This is a genomic window from Alteromonas sp. ABH4_453, from assembly GCF_056160665.1.
Map to the genome: position 1 here is coordinate 57194 of NZ_JBSWXP010000011.1, position 17989 is coordinate 75182.

16 protein-coding genes are annotated in these 17989 nt (G+C 43.8%); 14 read left to right on the forward strand and 2 right to left on the reverse strand.

Annotation, left to right across the window (positions count from 1 at the left end):
• Positions 1-132: 132 nt before the first annotated feature.
• The 5 genes from purM (at position 133) to ACXAGV_RS18730 (ending at position 6081) form a co-directional block, all read left to right on the forward strand.
• Entirely contained in the window at positions 133-1173 is a 1041-nt protein-coding gene (gene purM / locus ACXAGV_RS18710) for a phosphoribosylformylglycinamidine cyclo-ligase (RefSeq protein ID WP_474874530.1), read from the forward strand.
• Positions 1170-1820 carry a phosphoribosylglycinamide formyltransferase gene (gene purN, locus ACXAGV_RS18715; RefSeq protein ID WP_474874531.1) on the forward strand — a complete coding sequence of 217 codons (651 nt, stop codon included), beginning with the start codon at positions 1170-1172 and terminating at the stop codon, positions 1818-1820. The genes purM and purN overlap by 4 nt, the downstream gene beginning before the upstream one ends.
• The gene (locus ACXAGV_RS18720) at positions 1780-2541 is read left to right on the forward strand and encodes a DUF3108 domain-containing protein (RefSeq protein WP_474874532.1); all 762 of its coding nucleotides are present in this window, start codon (positions 1780-1782) and stop codon (positions 2539-2541) included. Before purN ends, ACXAGV_RS18720 begins: the two co-directional genes overlap by 41 nt.
• Positions 2542-2927: 386 nt before the next feature.
• Positions 2928-5390, forward strand: coding sequence for an acyl-CoA dehydrogenase FadE (fadE, locus tag ACXAGV_RS18725; RefSeq protein WP_474874533.1), 2463 nt, complete (start codon positions 2928-2930; stop codon positions 5388-5390).
• Complete coding sequence (locus tag ACXAGV_RS18730) at positions 5374-6081, forward strand: CAP domain-containing protein (RefSeq protein WP_474874534.1); 708 nt, start codon at positions 5374-5376, stop codon at positions 6079-6081. The genes fadE and ACXAGV_RS18730 overlap by 17 nt, the downstream gene beginning before the upstream one ends.
• 29 nt (positions 6082-6110) lie before the next feature.
• Here the strand turns inward: ACXAGV_RS18730 and ACXAGV_RS18735 are convergent, their stop codons facing one another.
• Positions 6111-6746 carry a response regulator transcription factor gene (locus tag ACXAGV_RS18735; protein WP_474874535.1) on the reverse strand — a complete coding sequence of 212 codons (636 nt, stop codon included), beginning with the start codon at positions 6744-6746 and terminating at the stop codon, positions 6111-6113.
• A gap of 172 nt (positions 6747-6918) precedes the next feature.
• Between ACXAGV_RS18735 and cmoA the strand changes: the two genes are divergently transcribed.
• The 9 genes from cmoA to ACXAGV_RS18780 all read left to right on the forward strand — a co-directional run bounded on the left by cmoA (position 6919) and on the right by ACXAGV_RS18780 (position 17122).
• Complete coding sequence (gene cmoA / locus ACXAGV_RS18740; RefSeq protein ID WP_474874536.1) at positions 6919-7650, forward strand: carboxy-S-adenosyl-L-methionine synthase CmoA; 732 nt, start codon at positions 6919-6921, stop codon at positions 7648-7650.
• Positions 7651-7704: 54 nt separating this feature from the next.
• Complete coding sequence (gene cmoB / locus ACXAGV_RS18745; RefSeq protein ID WP_474874537.1) at positions 7705-8703, forward strand: tRNA 5-methoxyuridine(34)/uridine 5-oxyacetic acid(34) synthase CmoB; 999 nt, start codon at positions 7705-7707, stop codon at positions 8701-8703.
• A 94-nt stretch (positions 8704-8797) separates the two neighbouring features.
• Entirely contained in the window at positions 8798-9670 is an 873-nt protein-coding gene (locus ACXAGV_RS18750) for a kinase (protein ID WP_474874538.1), read from the forward strand.
• Positions 9667-10476 (forward strand): HAD-IIB family hydrolase, encoded by an 810-nt coding sequence (locus ACXAGV_RS18755; protein WP_474874539.1) that lies wholly within the window; start codon positions 9667-9669, stop codon positions 10474-10476. The genes ACXAGV_RS18750 and ACXAGV_RS18755 overlap by 4 nt, the downstream gene beginning before the upstream one ends.
• 12 nt (positions 10477-10488) lie before the next feature.
• Positions 10489-11712 carry a glycosyltransferase family protein gene (locus ACXAGV_RS18760; RefSeq protein ID WP_474874540.1) on the forward strand — a complete coding sequence of 408 codons (1224 nt, stop codon included), beginning with the start codon at positions 10489-10491 and terminating at the stop codon, positions 11710-11712.
• A 5-nt stretch (positions 11713-11717) separates the two neighbouring features.
• Positions 11718-13472, forward strand: a complete 1755-nt coding sequence (locus ACXAGV_RS18765; RefSeq protein ID WP_474874541.1) for a sugar phosphorylase — start codon at positions 11718-11720, stop codon at positions 13470-13472.
• Between the two features lie 57 nt (positions 13473-13529).
• Positions 13530-14243, forward strand: coding sequence for a phosphoglycolate phosphatase (locus ACXAGV_RS18770; protein WP_474874542.1), 714 nt, complete (start codon positions 13530-13532; stop codon positions 14241-14243).
• A 138-nt stretch (positions 14244-14381) separates the two neighbouring features.
• Positions 14382-15596, forward strand: coding sequence for a molybdopterin molybdotransferase MoeA (gene moeA / locus ACXAGV_RS18775; RefSeq protein ID WP_474874543.1), 1215 nt, complete (start codon positions 14382-14384; stop codon positions 15594-15596).
• A gap of 152 nt (positions 15597-15748) precedes the next feature.
• Positions 15749-17122 carry an MATE family efflux transporter gene (locus ACXAGV_RS18780; protein ID WP_474874544.1) on the forward strand — a complete coding sequence of 458 codons (1374 nt, stop codon included), beginning with the start codon at positions 15749-15751 and terminating at the stop codon, positions 17120-17122.
• 45 nt (positions 17123-17167) lie between these two features.
• On the opposite strand, the gene ACXAGV_RS18785 is transcribed toward ACXAGV_RS18780, so the two are convergent.
• Positions 17168-17944: a nucleotidyltransferase family protein gene (locus ACXAGV_RS18785; RefSeq protein ID WP_474874545.1), complete on the reverse strand. Its 777-nt coding sequence runs from the start codon at positions 17942-17944 to the stop codon at positions 17168-17170.
• Positions 17945-17989 lie beyond the last annotated feature (45 nt).

Below are 17989 nucleotides of genomic sequence, written 5' to 3' on the forward strand. Positions count from 1 at the left end.
TATATTGGGTTTAATTTCACCTTTAAAATAAAAAAGATCAAAAAGCGTATAAAATAGACATCACAAATTGGACTTGTGCCGACTTGCTGGTAGAATCCGCGGTTTTCTACCTCTTAGTTTCAGGGCCCAACCGTGAGCGAAAATAAAACCTCTTTAAGTTACAAAGATGCAGGCGTAGATATCGATGCAGGTAATCAACTTGTTGAACGCATAAAATCTGTTACCAAAAAGACCCATAGACCAGAAGTAAAAGGTAATTTGGGTGGTTTTGGTGCTCTTTGCGAACTGCCGACCAAATATAAAAAGCCGCTACTTGTTTCAGGTACTGACGGCGTGGGTACAAAACTAAGAGTTGCTATGGATGCTAACCGTCATGACGGTGTTGGTATCGACTTAGTAGCAATGTGTGTCAATGACTTAATCGTACAAGGCGCGGAGCCTTTATTTTTCCTAGATTATTATGCCACTGGTAAGCTAGACGTTGATGTAGCCGCGTCAGTTGTTACCGGCATTGGCGCAGGCTGTGAGCAAGCAGGCTGTGCATTGATAGGTGGTGAAACAGCCGAAATGCCTGGAATGTATCACGATGGCGACTACGATATTGCAGGTTTCTGCGTAGGTGTGGTTGAAGCTGATAAAGTTATTGACGGCACTAACGTTAAACCAGGGCAAAAACTGATTGCACTTGGTTCATCGGGTCCTCACTCAAACGGTTACTCACTAGTTAGAAAAATTATTGAAGTTAGTGGTGCTGATGTAAACGCCGACCTCAACGGTAAGCCAATCATCGACCAGCTTCTAGAGCCTACTCGCATTTATGTTAAATCAGTATTGGCATTGCTTGAAGAGGTTGAAGTTAGCGCAATTTCTCACATCACAGGTGGTGGTTTCTGGGAAAATATTCCACGCGTTCTTCCAGAAGATGCAAAAGTGGTTATTGATGAAACCACGTGGGAATGGCCTGCTATTTTTTCATGGTTGCAAGAAAACGGTAACGTGACTCAACACGAAATGTACCGTACCTTTAACTGTGGTGTTGGCCTTGTTATCGTAGTCGATGAAAATGACACAGACGCAGCGCTTAATATCCTTAAGCAACACGGTGAAAATGCATGGGTAATCGGTGACATCGCTGCAAAAGACGGTGAAGAGCAAGTAGAGATTAACGCGTGAGTAACAGTGTAACTAAACTATGCGTACTTATTTCAGGTAATGGCAGTAATTTACAGGCCATTATCGATGAAATAAAAGCCGGTCGTCTTAACGCTCAAATCAGCGGTGTAATTAGCAATCGTCCTAATGCTTACGGTCTTGAACGCGCTAAAGAAGCAGGTATCGACGCTGTATGTCTTGATCACACGGGATTCGATAGTCGAGAGTCTTATGATGAAGCACTTAAAGCACAAATTGACGCTTTCGGCGCAGACTGTGTGGTTCTTGCTGGCTTTATGCGTATCTTAACTCCTGAGTTTGTCGACAGCTTTACTGGAAAATTAGTGAACATTCATCCATCTTTGTTGCCTAAATACAAAGGTTTGAATACGCATCAGCGAGCAATCGACAATGGAGACAGAGAGCACGGTGTAAGCGTGCACTTTGTCACACCTGAACTTGATGGCGGCCCGGTTATCATTCAAAGTCGTGTGCCCGTGTTTGATGAAGATACGGCTAGCGACTTGGCTGAGCGTGTTCAGGAACAAGAACGCCGCATCTACCCTGTCGTACTATCATGGTTTAGTGCAGGACGACTATCGATGCGAAACAATAAGGCAGTTTTAGATGAGCAAGAATTACCAGAATCTGGTTATGCAAGCGACTAAGCCTTTAGCTTTAGTTGCATGGTTAGCAGTATCGCTTTCAACGTTTGCGCAAGCAAACCCTAGCACAGATGCTGCTAACAATGCAGCGCTACCGCTCCAGCCCTACAAGGCAACCTATACCGCATACAAGTGGGGTGACGACGTAGGCGAAGCTAATATTGAGCTTTCGAAATTAGGCGATAAGCAGTATTCGTTAATATATACGTCAAAGGTGTCGAAGTTTTTCCTGTCCGACAAGCGCAGCGAACACTCTATCTTTACGGTCGATGATAATACTGTAGTACCGTCTGAGTATTACTATAATCGCTCGGGTACAGGTCCTGATAAAGAGCTTAAAGTTACGTTTAGTCAGCAAGGCCAAGGAAAAATTGCTGTCGAGAATGGCGAGACGTTTGACTGGAACGGTGAGTTTGATAATCAAATTTACCGTATCGATCTAGCTAAGCAATTGGCGCAAGGTAAAACGTCGTTAGATTATGACTTCGTAAACTACCGCGGCGAACTTCGTCATTATGGCGTTCAGGTTGTTGATGAAGAAGTGTTATCGTTACCTTTCGGAAAAATAGAAACGGTAAAGGTAAAGCTTATTCGCGACTCTAAAAAGCGCGAAACCTTTGCGTGGTTTGCACCTTCACTGAATTACGCGCTGGTAAGGCTTCAGCAGTTTAAGGAAGGCGATGAGCAAGGCGACATCAAACTCAAGTCGTTTCAAGTCCAATAACTCACGTTAAAATGCGTTCAATCGCTTTTTAACAAATTACTTACAGCCTAATTTAAAGCACGCCATTAACAAAAACTAGGCGTGCTTTTTTATTTACATCACGCCCTCAGATCTTAACTAAAATATGCTGCTTTTTGGGCACGCAATTCACGATGTCAATCAGAGTTTATAAGTAACGACTATACTTAAAGCTGATAATGGTAACTACCCTATTATTTACGCCGTTGTTAATAGAATATTCATGTAAAAATCTTGATCTTTTCCCCATTAAATAATAGGTTTACAGCATGCTGGTCTGACCTCGCAATCAAACCGCTTCCATTGAAGCGTTTTGCAGTAAAGAGATAAAGACAAGCGTAACGTTCAACGCCTTTCAGGAGTGAAGTATGGCAGATTTTATATGGTTTTTACTGGTCGTTTTGACACTAGCGGTTGCTAGCTATCAACGAACTAGCTTGGTAACGGCAGTTGCCATGGGCGCAGGTGTAATGATTTTAGGCACCCTTTTCGGTGATATCGGCCTGCTAGGTTGGGTAGTGTTCCTTGCTTTAACACTGCCGTTCACACTTGCAAACATTAGACAGCAGCACATCTCTAAGAAGCTGCTTGCATTCTATCGCAAAGTTATGCCAGAAATGTCGAGCACAGAACAAGAAGCTATCGACGCGGGTACCGTTTGGTGGGATGGCGATATTTTCAGCGGAAAGCCAGACTGGGATAAGCTGCACCGTATTCCTAAAGGTCGACTGACTGCCGAAGAACAAGCTTTCTTAGACGGACCGTGTGACAAAGTTTGTTCAATGGTTGATGAGTGGCAAATAAACCATAAAGACGCTGATCTTCCTCCTGAAATTTGGCAGTTCCTAAAAGAACACAAGTTCTTCGCCATGATCATCAAAAAAGAATATGGCGGCCTTGAATTTTCAGCTTACGCACAATCACGTGTGTTACAAAAACTTGCAGGCGTAAGCGCTGTATTATCGAGCACTGTTGGTGTTCCAAACTCACTAGGGCCTGGCGAGCTCCTTCAGCACTACGGTACTAAAGAACAGCAAGACCATTACCTGCCTCGTCTTGCAGCAGGTGAGGAAATACCATGTTTCGCATTGACGGGTCCTGAAGCAGGCTCAGATGCTGGTGCAATTCCTGATGTTGGCGTTGTATGTAAAGGTGAATGGAACGGCGAAGAAGTGTTGGGCATGCGCCTTACCTTTAATAAACGTTACATTACTCTAGCACCTGTAGCTACCGTTATTGGTCTTGCATTTAAACTTCAAGACCCTGAAGGTCTTTTGGGTGAAAATGAAGAGCCGGGCATAACATGTGCCCTTATTCCTCGCGACACTAAAGGTTTAGAGATTGGTCGTCGTCACTTCCCTCTTAACACACCATTCCAGAATGGTCCTATCAAGGGCGAAGAAATCTTTGTACCTATCGATTACATTATTGGTGGTCCGAAAATGGCAGGGCGCGGCTGGCGTATGCTGGTTGAGTGTTTGTCGGTAGGTCGCTGTATTACTCTTCCTTCATCTGCTGCAGGTGGCGCAAAATCAGTATCTCTTGCAACGGGTGCATATGCGCGTATTCGTCGCCAGTTCCGTATGCCTGTAGGTCATATGGAAGGTGTTGAAGAGATGCTTGCCCGTATTGGTGGTAATGCTTACCTAATGGACGGGGTAACGCGCTTCTCTACCGTTGGTGTAGACCTTGGTGAAAAACCTTCTGTCATCTCGGCTATCTGTAAGTACCACTTAACCGAGAAGATGCGTCAAGTCATCAACGACTCGATGGATGTTCACGGCGGTAAAGGCGTTATGCTTGGGCCAAATAACTATCTAGGTCGCGGCTATCAAGGTGTACCAGTATCAATTACGGTTGAAGGTGCAAACATTCTAACCCGTAACATGATGATATTTGGTCAGGGCGCAATGCGATGCCACCCTTTCGTGCTTAAAGAGATTCAGGCTGCGTCTATCGAAGACAAGAAAGAGGCGCTTCAGGCATTCGATAAAGCTGTATTCGGTCATATCGGCTTTGCGGTAGCTAATACAGTTCGCAGTATTTGGTTCTCGCTAACCAATGGTGCATTCAGCAGTGCTCCATTTACTGATGAAACGGCGCGTTACTACAAGCTGCTTCAAGGTTATAGCGCTAACCTAGCACTTCTTACTGATGTTTCTATGGGTGTACTTGGCGGTGACCTTAAGCGTCGCGAGCGATTGTCTGCGCGTTTGGGCGACATTCTAAGTGGTCTATATATGGGCAGCACAACGCTCAAGCGCTTCGACGAAGAAGGCCGTTTAAAAGAAGATCTTCCGCTTCTGCATTGGGCAATGCAAACAACGTTGCACGATATTGAAACGGCGATTGATGACTTCTTAGCAAACTTCCCTAACCGTGCAATCGCAGGTGCACTTCGCGTTATGGTGATCCCGTTTGGTCGCCGCGTTGGTAAGCCTTCTGACAAAACAGAACACGCTATTGCGCAAATGCTACAAACGCCGTCAACTGCACGTAGCCGTTTAGGGTATGGTCAGTACCTTACCCGCGAAGAAGGCAGCCTATTTGGTGATTTAGAGCAAACGCTTGATGATGTATTGGCAAGCGAGCCTATTTTCGAGCGCATTTGTAAGCATAAGAAAGCTAAGCTTCCGTTTACACGTTTAGACATGTTGGCTGACGAAGCGCTAGCCGAAGGCGTAATCAACGAAGAAGAGGCAAACCTTCTTCGTAAGACTGAAGCTGGACGACTTCGCACGATTAATGTTGATGATTTCGACCATGAAGAATTAGTAGCAAAAGTAAACTCTACTAACGTTGCAAAGAAGCGAGGTGGTAAAGCTGCGTAGCTCACCAATTAAAAAGAAAGGCCGCGATAGCGGCCTTTTTTTTCATAAACTCATCATTTCCACACTGTTTGTACTTGTAAGTCAGGCTAACAGCATTGCTGATACCGTTACATGCGGCACCAGTGAGCAAGCGCAAGCGTTATCTTTACTTATTGCTAACGATAACGGGCAAAAGCGAAAGGTACTACATTGTAATTCAACGCTTGTACAGCTAGCAGAAATAAAAGCCAAAGATATGGCCGAAAGAGGCCTCGTTTCACACTTCTTAGGTGGAAGCCCAAATACCCGTATTCGCAATGCCGGACTGACACTACCTGAATACTATGGTGACGCCATGAGCAATCAGGTGGAAGCCCTTGCCGGTGGATACATTACCGCTGAAGATGTTTGGTATGCTTTGAAAACATCTACATCTCATCGACAGCATTTACTGGGTGAATTACCGTTTTATGAAGAGCAAGACCAAATTGGTGTCGCATTTCATAAAGACTATTCAACACCTCATGTTGAATATTGGGCAGTCTATTTAACTAAGTTGGCCGACAAGCCAAGTTCAGCAGACGATGATATGTCGTCGTCGACACTGCTATTAAAACGTAAAAAGAAGTTTCAGCACGTGCCAGACAAGGGCTTAGGTATTGTGACCGAAAGCGGCGAGATAATTTTAAAGACAAAAAAACCGGACGAATAGTCCGGTCTTTTTTATAACTTCAAGGCGACTTAGCTTAGCTGAAGTTTATCCATCAGCAACACGGCCTGTGTACGCGTATTAATCTCTAGCTTGCGTAATATGGCGCTGATGTGTGCTTTAATTGTTGCTTCCGTCACGTTCATTTCGTGAGCGATTTGCTTATTCATTAAGCCTGCTCTCAGATAAGAAAGCACTTGGATCTGTTTCGGTGTAAGTTCACGAAAACGCTGAAGTAGCACTTTTAGTTCATCGTCAACTTTCTCAAGTTCTTCTTCCATACCGTCCGGAAGCCACTTCTTACCACCAATAATATCTACAATAGCCTGAGCAATTTCTCGAGTTTGCGACACTTTAGGGATAAAGCCCTGCGCACCTAAACTCATTACCTGCGCCACTACCTCAACCGTATCGCTGCCTGAAACCACACCAACAGGAATGTTTGGATATTGCTCGCGTAGCGTGATAAGACCGTTGAAATATTCACCGCCAGGCATGTTAAGGTCAAGAAGCACTAGCTGAACGCCGTCAAATTCGTTTAGCTTCGCCAATGCATCATCTAAGCTTTCAGCTTGAATAATTTGTGCATTTTCAAAGTAAGGTTCTAACGCGCCGCTCAAAGCCTCGCGAAACAATGGGTGATCGTCTGCTACTAGAATTCTCATCATTAGCGTTACTGCTTCCTTATTGTAATATGAGTATAGATTAATACTTTAGACCAGTAACGAAAAGGCCTAATCCTCAAAAATTACACAAAATTCAACAAATTTAGTGTTTCCCATTGGCATTTACGCGTTAGGCGGTAAAATTGCGCCCAAATTAGCTAATTGAAGACTCGCAGTGAAGAAACACGACAATATATACGCAAAGGCACTCAACAAAGTAGATGACTTTAAGTTTGACGAGTCTGTAGTTGATGTGTTTCCAGATATGATTCAGCGCTCTGTGCCTGGATACGAAACCATTGTCCACACTATAGGTGAGCTTGCCAAAATAGCAGTATCTCAAAACTCGGCTGTTTATGATCTTGGCTGTAGCCTTGGAGCCGCGAGTTTATCTGTAGCTAGGTCGTTGCCTAATGATACATGCAAAATAATAGGTATTGATGCATCAGAGGCAATGGTTGAACGATGTAAACGCGTTGTACAAACGTTTTCACTACCAAATCCAATCTCTATTGAGCACGGAAATGCTCAAAACGTTGAAATAAACAACGCTTCAATGGTTGTAATGAACTTTACTTTACAATTCATTCCTCCAGATGACCGTGAGGCGCTATTAAAACGTATTTACGATGGGTTAAACCCTGGTGGCATGTTAGTGCTATCAGAGAAGATTCGTCACCCTACCCTCAATGGAAACGAATTATTAATAGATTTACACCATCAATTCAAGCGCGATAATGGTTACAGCGAACTGGAGGTAAGCCAGAAGCGAGCGGCTTTAGAGAAAGTTATGCTGACCGATACGTTCAATGAGCATGAAGCCCGCTTAAAAAAGGTTGGGTTTACCGATGTTGTGATGTGGTACAAGTGCTATAACTTCACCTCTATGGTCGCTACTAAAGGCTAATCAAGTAGGTGTTAATCTTGCGCACTATTTCGGTTTTAAAATATAAAGAATATTATGAGTAAACTAGAACAGACTTGGTTTAACGATTGCTATAAATCGTTAATAGACAGCCCTCTCTCGCATTGGCTTCAAACGCTACCAGGCCAAATGAATGACTGGCAGCGTAACGCCAAGCATGGTGAATTTGATAAGTGGTGCCGCTTACTTAACAAACTACCCTCCACATCTCCAAGCTTTGTTGATTTATCATCAGGCGTTTCCGTTGGTACCGAAAATGATGTTGATGAATATACTCAAAAGCAAATAGAGGGACTGTTAAAGCAGTTTATGCCGTGGCGAAAAGGTCCGTTTCACCTGCATGGCATTCACATTGATACTGAATGGCGTTCAGATTGGAAATGGGAGCGCGTGGCCCCCCACATTGCCTCACTTAAGGATCGAAACGTATTGGATGTAGGCTGTGGTAGTGGTTATCACATGTGGCGAATGCTTGGCGAAGGTGCCAGCAATGTAATTGGAGTCGATCCTACCCAATTATTTCTAATTCAATTTCACGCCATTAAACAATTTATTAGTAAAACCAATGCAGCTGCCGACAATATACATTTTCTGCCTATGGGCATTGAAGACATGCAGCCGCTGAAAGCTTTCGATACCGTATTTTCTATGGGCGTGCTTTATCATCGCAAAGACCCAATGGCGTTTTTGCAACAGCTTAAAGATCAGCTAAGAAAAGGCGGCGAGTTGATTCTTGAAACACTGGTAGTAGACGGTGATGAAAACACAGTGTTGATGGCGGGTGAGCGCTACGCTCAAATGCGCAACGTTTGGTTCCTACCCAGCACTGCTGCCCTTTCTGTTTGGTTAGGCCGACTAGGCTTTGAAAATATTCGCGTTGTGGATATTAATCATACAACGTTAGATGAACAACGTTCCACACCGTGGATGGAATCACAATCTTTGAAAGATTTTCTCAATCCGGAAGATATTACTCGCACCATTGAAGGTTACCCTGCACCACAACGGGCCGTAATTGTCGCCAATAAGAAGTAGGTAGTATACCCACGACCCAAGTACTCTATTGGCACAAATGTTGTTACCGTAATCAAGAAGAACGTGCGAATTCTGCATTGATTAAGGTGACAACATGGATATACATGGCTTTCTAACTACGCATCAATTGCCAAGTACCTATGCAGAAACTGCACAAAAATGGTTCACCCCATTATGTGAGCAACTGCTTAAGCACCAAAAGGGTGCAACAAAACCATTTATAGTTGGCATAAATGGTAGTCAGGGTTCTGGTAAATCTACTCTGACCAGTTTTATCGAATCTTTCCTTAGTTCGGTTCACAACAAGCAAGTGGTATCACTTTCCATTGACGACTTTTACTATGATCAATCGCAGCGAAATGCCCTTGCTATTAAAGTTCACCCCCTTTTAGCCACCCGCGGTGTACCTGGCACTCACGACACAAGACTTGCTTTAAACACGTTGCGTAGTTTAGAGAAAGGCGCTCGCACGTCGCTACCGCGTTTCAACAAGGCTATAGATAACCCTTTTCCTCAAGAACAATGGCCTGTAATAGAATCTTCACCTGATTTCATCATACTTGAAGGTTGGTGTGTGGGCGCTACCCCACAGGCTTCAGGTGAGCTTAAAAGGCCAGTCAATCATCTTGAAGAAGTTGAGGACCCTCTTAACATTTGGCGATCTTTTGTTAACACTGAACTAGCCGGGGATTACCAAACGCTATTCGACAAAATCGACTATCGCATTATGCTTAAGGCACCGAGTTTTGATTGCGTTTATCAATGGCGTTTAGAACAAGAGCATAAACTTGCCCAAAAAGCACTAAAAGACAGCGATGGCGTTATGACAGACGAAGAAGTGGCAAACTTTGTGCAACACTATCAACGCATCACTGAAAACGCATTAAAACACTTGCCTGAAAAGTGTGACACCGTGTTTTACCTTGATGAAAAAAGAACGATAACTAAACAGGACGTAAAACGATGACGAAAACGCTTGTTTTCACCGATATGGACGGCACGCTGTTAGACCACCATACCTACTCTTTTGAGGCGGCGAAACCGGCTTTAACGGCATTAGAAAAAAGGGAAATTCCCGTTATTCCCACTACCAGCAAGACTTTTGCTGAATTGCAGCCATTACGTGAGAGTATTGGTTTGGACGGGCCCTTTATTATAGAAAATGGTGCCGCTATTTTTATTCCCCACGGCTTTTTCAAACAAAAGCCAAGCGGTACGGTATGGATAGATGGCTACTGGTGTAAAGCGTTTATTTCAAATAAAAATTACTGGATTAAGCTATTAGAAAAAATAGGCAGTGAATTTGAGGGCAAGTATAAGCAATTTTCTAAAATGTCGAACGAAGAGATTCAGGAGTGTACAGGTCTTGATGAGCGTTCAGCATCACTTGCAGCTAAACGTCAGTTCGGCGAACCCGTTCTATGGCTTGGCACAGACGAAGAAAAGCAACATTTTTTAAAGGTAGTTCAAGACCGAGGAGCCTTTCCCTTAGAGGGAGGCCGATTTATTCATATTTCAGGTAATTGCGATAAAGGCCAGGCGCTTAAGTGGTTAGCCAATGAATACCAAAAGCAACATACCACCAAAGTTAACACCATCGCCCTAGGCGATGGTAAAAACGACGTAGCAATGCTTGAAGCAGCGCACGTCCCAATTCGCATTTTATCACCGGTAAATCCTCCACCAGCTGTAAAAAAAGAAGAGGTCTATACCAGCACCCTAACCGGCCCTGAGGGCTGGAACGAAATGCTTACTCAATTGCTATCCCTATAATCAGGAGGACACATGGCTGATTTTTATCAAAATGGTGTGGTTACTACGTTACATAACTTGGCTCGTCGTCCTACCGAGGAGCTAGAGGCAGAACTTTTACAATTTTCACAAAAGCGCCCTATGGCACTTATTCTACCATCGCTGTTTTCCGAACTTGAGGGCGATGCGCTTCCACATATCGTTAACGAATTAACAGGCGTACCCTATTTATCAGAAATTGTTATCGGTCTGGATCGTGCTAACGAAGATCAATATAAACATGCACTAAAATTCTTTGGAAAACTTCCTCAACATCACAGAGTGCTATGGAATGATGGACCTCGCCTTAAGGCACTGGATGAAGAACTTCAAGCTCAAGGTTTAGCGCCTAAGGAATTAGGTAAGGGCCGAAACGTATGGTACTGCATGGGCTATGTACTAGCATCGAATCGAGCAGAATCTGTTGCACTACACGATTGCGATATCGTTACCTATAACAAAGATTTGCTCGCCAAGCTTATCTACCCAGTTGCCAACCCCATGTTCAACTATGAATTTTGTAAGGGGTACTACGCCCGTGTAGCAAACGGAAAAATTAATGGCCGCGTTTCACGCCTTCTGGTTACCCCACTACTTCGCGCGCTAAAACGCATTATGGGTGATAATGAATACTTGGAATTTATGGACAGTTTCCGTTACCCACTGGCCGGTGAATTCTCGTTTAGACGCGATGTGCTAAATGATATTCGGATACCAAGTGATTGGGGTTTAGAAATAGGCGTGCTCTCTGAAATGCACCGCAACTATTCGCATAATCGTCTTTGCCAAGCGGATATATGCGACATCTACGATCACAAGCACCAAGACCTTTCGCTGAATAACGATCAGGGTGGACTGTCTAAAATGTCTATCGACATCACCAAGGCTATTTTCAGAAAATTAGCCACGCAAGGCTACACCTTTAGCAATGAGATGTTCCGCTCAATAAAGGCAACCTATTTCCGTATTGCGCTAGACTTTATAGAAACCTACCACAATGATGCGGTAATGAATGGACTCAGCTTAGACATTCACAGTGAAGAAAAAGCAGTTGAGATGTTTGCCAGCAATATTATGAAGGCAGGGCAAAACTTCTTAGAAAACCCCATGGAAACACCGTTTATACCAAGCTGGAACCGCGTGACCAGCGCGGTACCCGATATTTTAGAGCGACTATTAGAAGCGGTTGAAGCCGATACTGCAGAATATATGGAGTAAGTAATATGGCATGGGACCATCTCCATGACAAAGTAAAACACCATTTAGAAAGCATTTATGCCGATGTATCGCTGGACGTCTCGTATGAGACGCTAGCGACTGAGTTAATGAACACCATAGGCATCCAACAGCAAACGGATATTGCTTCGCCCCAGTCTCATCACAATTATTGGGATGAAGATGACATTATCATGATCACCTACGGTGATAGTGTCATTGACGAAGGGGAGCGTCCGTTGGTTACGTTAAATAAGTTTTTACACCGCTACTGTAAGAACACCGTAAATAACGTTCATATTTTGCCGTTTTTTCCGTACAGTTCGGACGATGGGTTCTCGGTGATTGATTATTCAACCGTTAACGAGGCACTTGGTTCGTGGGACGACATAGAGGCTATTGCCGCTGATTATGGGCTAATGACGGATTTAGTGATAAATCACTGCTCTGCAAGAAGCGTGTGGTTTGATAACTTTGTGAAAGGTGAAGGATCGGGATCTGACTTTTTCTTCACGGCAGATCCATCCGATGACCTCTCCATGGTAACTCGCCCTCGTGTGTCGCCCTTGCTGCGAGAAACGGAAACCGCCAACGGTACAAAGCATGTATGGTGCACGTTTAGTCACGACCAAGTTGACTTTGACTTTAGAAACCCCAAAGTATTGCTAGCGTTTATTGATATTATCAAACTGTATATTGATAAAGGCGCTAAGCTGTTTCGGTTAGATGCTGTAGCTTTCCTTTGGAAAATTGTTGGCACTAACTGCATTAACTTGTTCCAAACCCATGAAGTCATACGTTTGATCAGAACCTTGATTGAACATGTGGACCCGTCAATCATCATTATTACCGAAACCAATATTCCTAACAGGGAAAACCTAACCTACTTTGGTAATGCTAACGAAGCTCATGCAATCTATAACTTTTCGCTACCACCGTTGCTGGTAAATACATTAGTAACGGGTGATTGTACGTATTTGAAAAGCTGGATGATGAGTATGCCACCCGCGCAAAACGGCACAGCCTACTTTAATTTTATTGCGTCGCACGACGGTATTGGCTTACGCCCAGCTGAAGGCCTACTGTCAGACGAAGAAATTTCTGAGCTTGTGCACACCATGCAGCATTTTGGCGGCAAGGTATCGTGGCGCGCTTCTGATCACGGTCAGCAAAAGCCCTACGAAATAAACATTACCTTGTTCGACGCGCTACAAGGCACAACGAAGGGCCCAGATAAGTATCAGGTGGACCGTTTCATCTGTGCTCATGCCATCATGTTAGGTATGGAAGGCATTCCAGGTATCTACATCCATAGTTTACTTGGTACATCGAACGATTACGAAAAAGTGGCGAACACAGGGCAAAATCGTTCAATAAACAGAAAACGTTGGGACTTTAACGAATTAGAAGCGTTATTAGACTCGCCTTTCTCACAGCATCATAAAGTACTCACTCGAATCTCGCAGCTTATTCGCATACGTAAAGCACAGCCCGCATTTCACCCCAATGCGACGCAGTTCACGTTGCAGCTTGGTAATCAATTATTTGGCTACTGGCGACAAAGTCTCGATAGAAAGCAAAGTATTTTCTGTATTAGTAATATTTCAGACGAAGAACAAACAATTTTGCTGTCTGACATAAACCTTATTGGCACAGATAATTGGATTGATCTCATCACCCGTGACGAGATAGCCCTTTCTAGTAGTTTCTTACAAATGAAGCCTTATCAAGTGCTTTGGATCAGCAACCAAGATTTTGAATGAATCTTTGAGCTTACAACGCCAGTCGACCAATAAATCTACCGCGGTAAGGATACTGCGGTGTTATGCTTGTCACACGAATTAGCAAATCAAACGTTTGTAATGCAAGAAATTAATACCTTTTTTTTCGATTTAGACGGAACCTTGGTGGACTCTGTTCCTGATTTGGCCACTGCGTTAAATCAAACATTAAACGATTACCAATTACCAACTTATAACGAGCAGACAATCAGACACTGGGTTGGAAATGGTGCTCGTGTTCTGGTGGAACGTGGACTAAGCGGCAGTGCGGAGATCGGACATAATTACACATCAAACGAGATTGATGCCGCTTTAGAAAAGTTTCTGTTCTATTACCGAACGTTAGAAACTAAAAACACAGTGCTTTACGAAGGTGTATTCGACACTCTTCATGCGTTAAAACATCATGGTTATACGCTAGTATTAATAACCAATAAGCCTTCAGAATTTATTGAGCCTATTCTGTCTTCTTTTTCATTGTCGTCACTGTTTTCATTTACCATAGGCGGTGATAGTTTACCGGAGAAAAAGCCGTCTTCCCTGCCCCTTCTTTATGCTTGTGAAAAGCTTAATATTTCACCTTCACAATGTGTAATGGTAGGCGATTCCAAAAACGATATTCTTGCTGCAAAAGCTGCGAATATAAAAAGTATAGGTCTCACCTATGGGTATAACTATGGTGAGAGCATCGCAGAATATAAACCTAACTGGGTTTTCGACGACTTTGAAGAAATATTAACGTTCGCTCCTTAATTTATCTGACATAGCCGTTGATGAAACTTCAATTGCGTCGTTTACACAAACTTTCTTTTATTTCACGCTTTAACCTTTGGTATAAGGCCGCTTTTTCTGTAATATCCGCGTGTTAAATCATTTCAAGGAGTTGTTGGTATGTCATCTAAATGGCTTTCACTAGAAGAAGCACTCACTAAAGCATTAGACGCTACAAAGGCGATAAACGACGTTGAGCAAGTGAGCATTTTTGACGCCAACAACCGCATCTTGGCTGAAGATGTTATTGCTCATATCGATGTACCACCTTGGGACAACTCAGCAATGGACGGCTACGCCGTTAACGTTGAAAGTCTTTCTAATAGCGCTCAGCTTGAAGTGCAAGGTGTTATTACAGCAGGCATGAGTGCTGATGTGCCGCTTGAAGAAGGCAAGGCCTTTAAAATTATGACCGGCGCACCTATTCCGAATAACGCTGATGCTGTCGTGATGGTAGAAAATACCGAAAGCCGTGACGGGACTGTCATAATAAACAAACTGCCTTCACCTACAGAAAATATTCGCAAAAGAGCCAATGATATCGCCTGTGGTGACACGCTAATTAGTAAAGGCACCCGTCTTCACGCCGAGCACCTTATGCTGCTTTCCTCTCAAGGAAACAGTAACGTGACAGTATTCAGAAAACTTCGCGTTGGTGTGGTGGCGACTGGCTCTGAACTTGCTGCACCGGGCGAACCGCGTAAATCAACACAAATTTTTGAATCGAATCGCATTGGTGTAAGCAGTATCTTGAGCTATGAAAACGTAGAACTTGTTGATTTCGGTATTGTAGAAGACGACGAAGCTTCTTTGCGTGAGCTATTCATTAAGGCCAGCGAGCGTGTAGACGTAATGGTAAGTAGCGGCGGCGTGTCTGTGGGCGATGCCGATTATGTAAAAGACATCATCGCTGAATTAGGCGCCATCGATTTTTGGAAAGTGGCGGTTAAACCGGGTAAACCTTTTGCTCTGGGTAAAATAAATAACACTTTATTTTGCGGTTTGCCGGGCAACCCCGTGTCATCATTTGTTACCGCTAAACTATTGGTGGTTCCCGTTATCAAAAAAATGCAGGGGCAGGTACAACCGCACGAGCCGTTCTTTGTTAATGCCAGCATTACGACACCTCTTAAGCGACGTGCAGGCCGCCGAGACTTTCAGCGTGCGACTATGGTGAAAAACGGTCGAGGTGATTGGGAAGTCACACCGTTTAAATCACAAAGCTCTGGGGTTATGACGTCAATCACATCCGCTAACTGTCTTATGGTTGTTCATGAAGACATAAGTGAGTTAACCATAGGCGACACGGTTCCGGTTATGCCGCTGCATTTTTAAAACGGCTGTTGTTTAAACGCCTTGCACTACAACACGTTTTTTCAATGTAATTTTTGCTGCTATATCTGATTGAAAGCGCAATCGCCGCATTACGTGAAACAATTACCCATTATTCTAGTCGCCCTAGGCGACCCATATAGAGACACATTACCGTGAATAAGAAACGCTTTCTTTTAGAAGGAAGAGACATTTTAAAACTAGCATGGCCATTGTTGGTTGCGCAGATTACTCAAATGCTAATGGGCGTTAGCGATACTATTATGGCTGGGCGTTACAGTGCAACCGACATGGCAGCAGTGGCGCTTGGGTTTAGCATCACTGTGCCGTTGCTTTGCTTTATACAGGGTATAGCGCTGGCACTTCCCCCAATCATTTCACGGCTGCAGGGAAACAAAAATTTAAGTGGTATTGCCGACGCAAGTCAGCAAGCTGGTTATCTAGTTTTCTTTGTGGGATTAGCGGTAGCAGGCTTAATTCCATTTACTGAAAGTATAGTTGCGCTGTTCCCTATGGCGCCCGAGCTGTTTAGCATTACCGTAGACTACGTACTTTATGTGCTGTTCGCTATGCCTGGATTTGCACTTTACCAATGGCTTAGAAACTATTGTGAAGGCTTGGGTAAAACCAAACCCACTATGATTATTACGGTTATCGGGCTAATGGCGAACATTATAGGAAACTACCTGTTTATTTACGGTGTAGGCCCATTACCAGCTATGGGCGGTGCGGGTTGTGGTATTGCAACTGCCATTGTTATTTACACTATGCTTATAGCAACCGTTATCTATGTTCGTTTTGCCCCTGCCCTGCAAAAGTACAATTTGTTCGGACAGTTGTATAAACCCAATATGGTCACCATTAATCGTACCTTCAAAATGGGGTTACCCATTGCTATGACTATCTTGTTTGAAGTAACGCTGTTTTCACTGGTTGCATTGTTATTAGCCCCTTTTGGTGCCACTACGGTAGCGGCCCACCAGGTCGCACTAAATTTCTCGGCCCTTATGTTCATGTTTCCTATGAGCATTGGAATGGCAGCAGCAATTCGCATTGGCTACCGCATCGGGCAAAATAACCCGAGACAGGCAAAAATCGCTGCTAGAACCGCTATTCTGATCGGTTTTTTCACCGCTGCGTGTACAGCTAGCTTCACCCTATTAGCAAAGGGATTCATCATTGGCCTATATACCAGCGACGATGCTGTATATACCTTGGCTAATGCGTTATTGATTTATGCGGCGTTATTCCAATTGTCTGACGCGGTTCAGGTGATTTCGGCTAATGCATTACGCGGCTATAAAGACACAACAGCGATGTTTATTATTACCTTTGTGTCTTACTGGTTAATAGGCTTACCTACAGGCGTTATTTTAGGTAGAACAAACTGGATAACTGCAGAACCAATGGCAGCTGCAGGGTTTTGGATTGGCTTCATTGTAGGATTGAGTGCTGCAGCTGTTATGCTAGGTGCACGCCTTCTTTATATCCAAAGGCCCAGTGCTGTGCATCGTATCGCGAGTGTTTGAGCACCTTAACTGCCGAAGACTACCTAAAATGCGATAGAAAAAGGGCTAATTTCGCTGTTTAAGCTTTTCCCAGTCTTGCGGGGTGTCTATATCAATTTGTGCATTGGGTATAGACACAGCCGTTACTTTTCCTAACTTCGCGTACCTTTTAATGATTGGCTTTGCACCGGTATCTCCCTGTAGCGCTAATAGCTCGTTAAACATCGTTTCTGGAAAAATAGCAGGCACCGTTAACCGACTATTAGGCTCTCCATCCTTCTCCCCATGCTTCTGCCACTCGCTACACACGATGTGGTTTGGATAAGCTTTAGAAGCATCAATAAGGCGGATAAGGTCTTGAGTGTTAAGGCTTGGCAAGTCAGCGAGAGTAAAAAGCACATGTGAAGGCTTGGTGCTCAAAGATGCTTCTTTTGGTAACGACGATGTTTGTAGAGGCGATTTTGGAAGCGAAGTTGGTGAAAGCGACGTATTAGCTTGTAACGACAGACTGAGTAGATGTGAAAGCCCGCTGCGAATACTTGATGCTATTCCCTCTTCCCACTGCTTATTGTGTATCACCTCAAAAGGAGTTTCAGTTAGATCACAAAAAGCCTCTGCCAAATGCGAACCTACGCTGTCGTGCCATTTACCCGTAACAACCGTGACTGGATGTTTGCTGATCGACACTATTTTATCGCGAGCGCTTATAACTACATGAGCACTGTGCTGAACAAGCGGCAATTTTGTAATAGGATGCTCTGATAAAAGTTTGTTGCCGTCAAAGCGGGAACTCTTCCCGCCTGCAAGTAAAACAAAAGCTAAGCGATAAACATCAGAACTCAATGTAACACCTATTAGTCAACGCGCTTTATCAATACAAACGCAGAA

Bases quoted from the DNA above. Each gene is read 5' to 3' on its own strand.
- ACXAGV_RS18720 (WP_474874532.1), top strand. From the start codon at position 1,780: ATGAGCAAGAATTACCAGAATCTGGTTATGCAAGCGACTAAGCCTTTA.
- fadE (WP_474874533.1), top strand. From the start codon at position 2,928: ATGGCAGATTTTATATGGTTTTTACTGGTCGTTTTGACACTAGCGGTT.
- ACXAGV_RS18735 (WP_474874535.1), bottom strand. From the start codon at position 6,746: ATGATGAGAATTCTAGTAGCAGACGATCACCCATTGTTTCGCGAGGCT.
- cmoB (WP_474874537.1), top strand. From the start codon at position 7,705: ATGAGTAAACTAGAACAGACTTGGTTTAACGATTGCTATAAATCGTTA.
- ACXAGV_RS18750 (WP_474874538.1), top strand. From the start codon at position 8,798: ATGGATATACATGGCTTTCTAACTACGCATCAATTGCCAAGTACCTAT.
- ACXAGV_RS18755 (WP_474874539.1), top strand. From the start codon at position 9,667: ATGACGAAAACGCTTGTTTTCACCGATATGGACGGCACGCTGTTAGAC.
- ACXAGV_RS18760 (WP_474874540.1), top strand. From the start codon at position 10,489: ATGGCTGATTTTTATCAAAATGGTGTGGTTACTACGTTACATAACTTG.
- ACXAGV_RS18765 (WP_474874541.1), top strand. From the start codon at position 11,718: ATGGCATGGGACCATCTCCATGACAAAGTAAAACACCATTTAGAAAGC.
- moeA (WP_474874543.1), top strand. From the start codon at position 14,382: ATGTCATCTAAATGGCTTTCACTAGAAGAAGCACTCACTAAAGCATTA.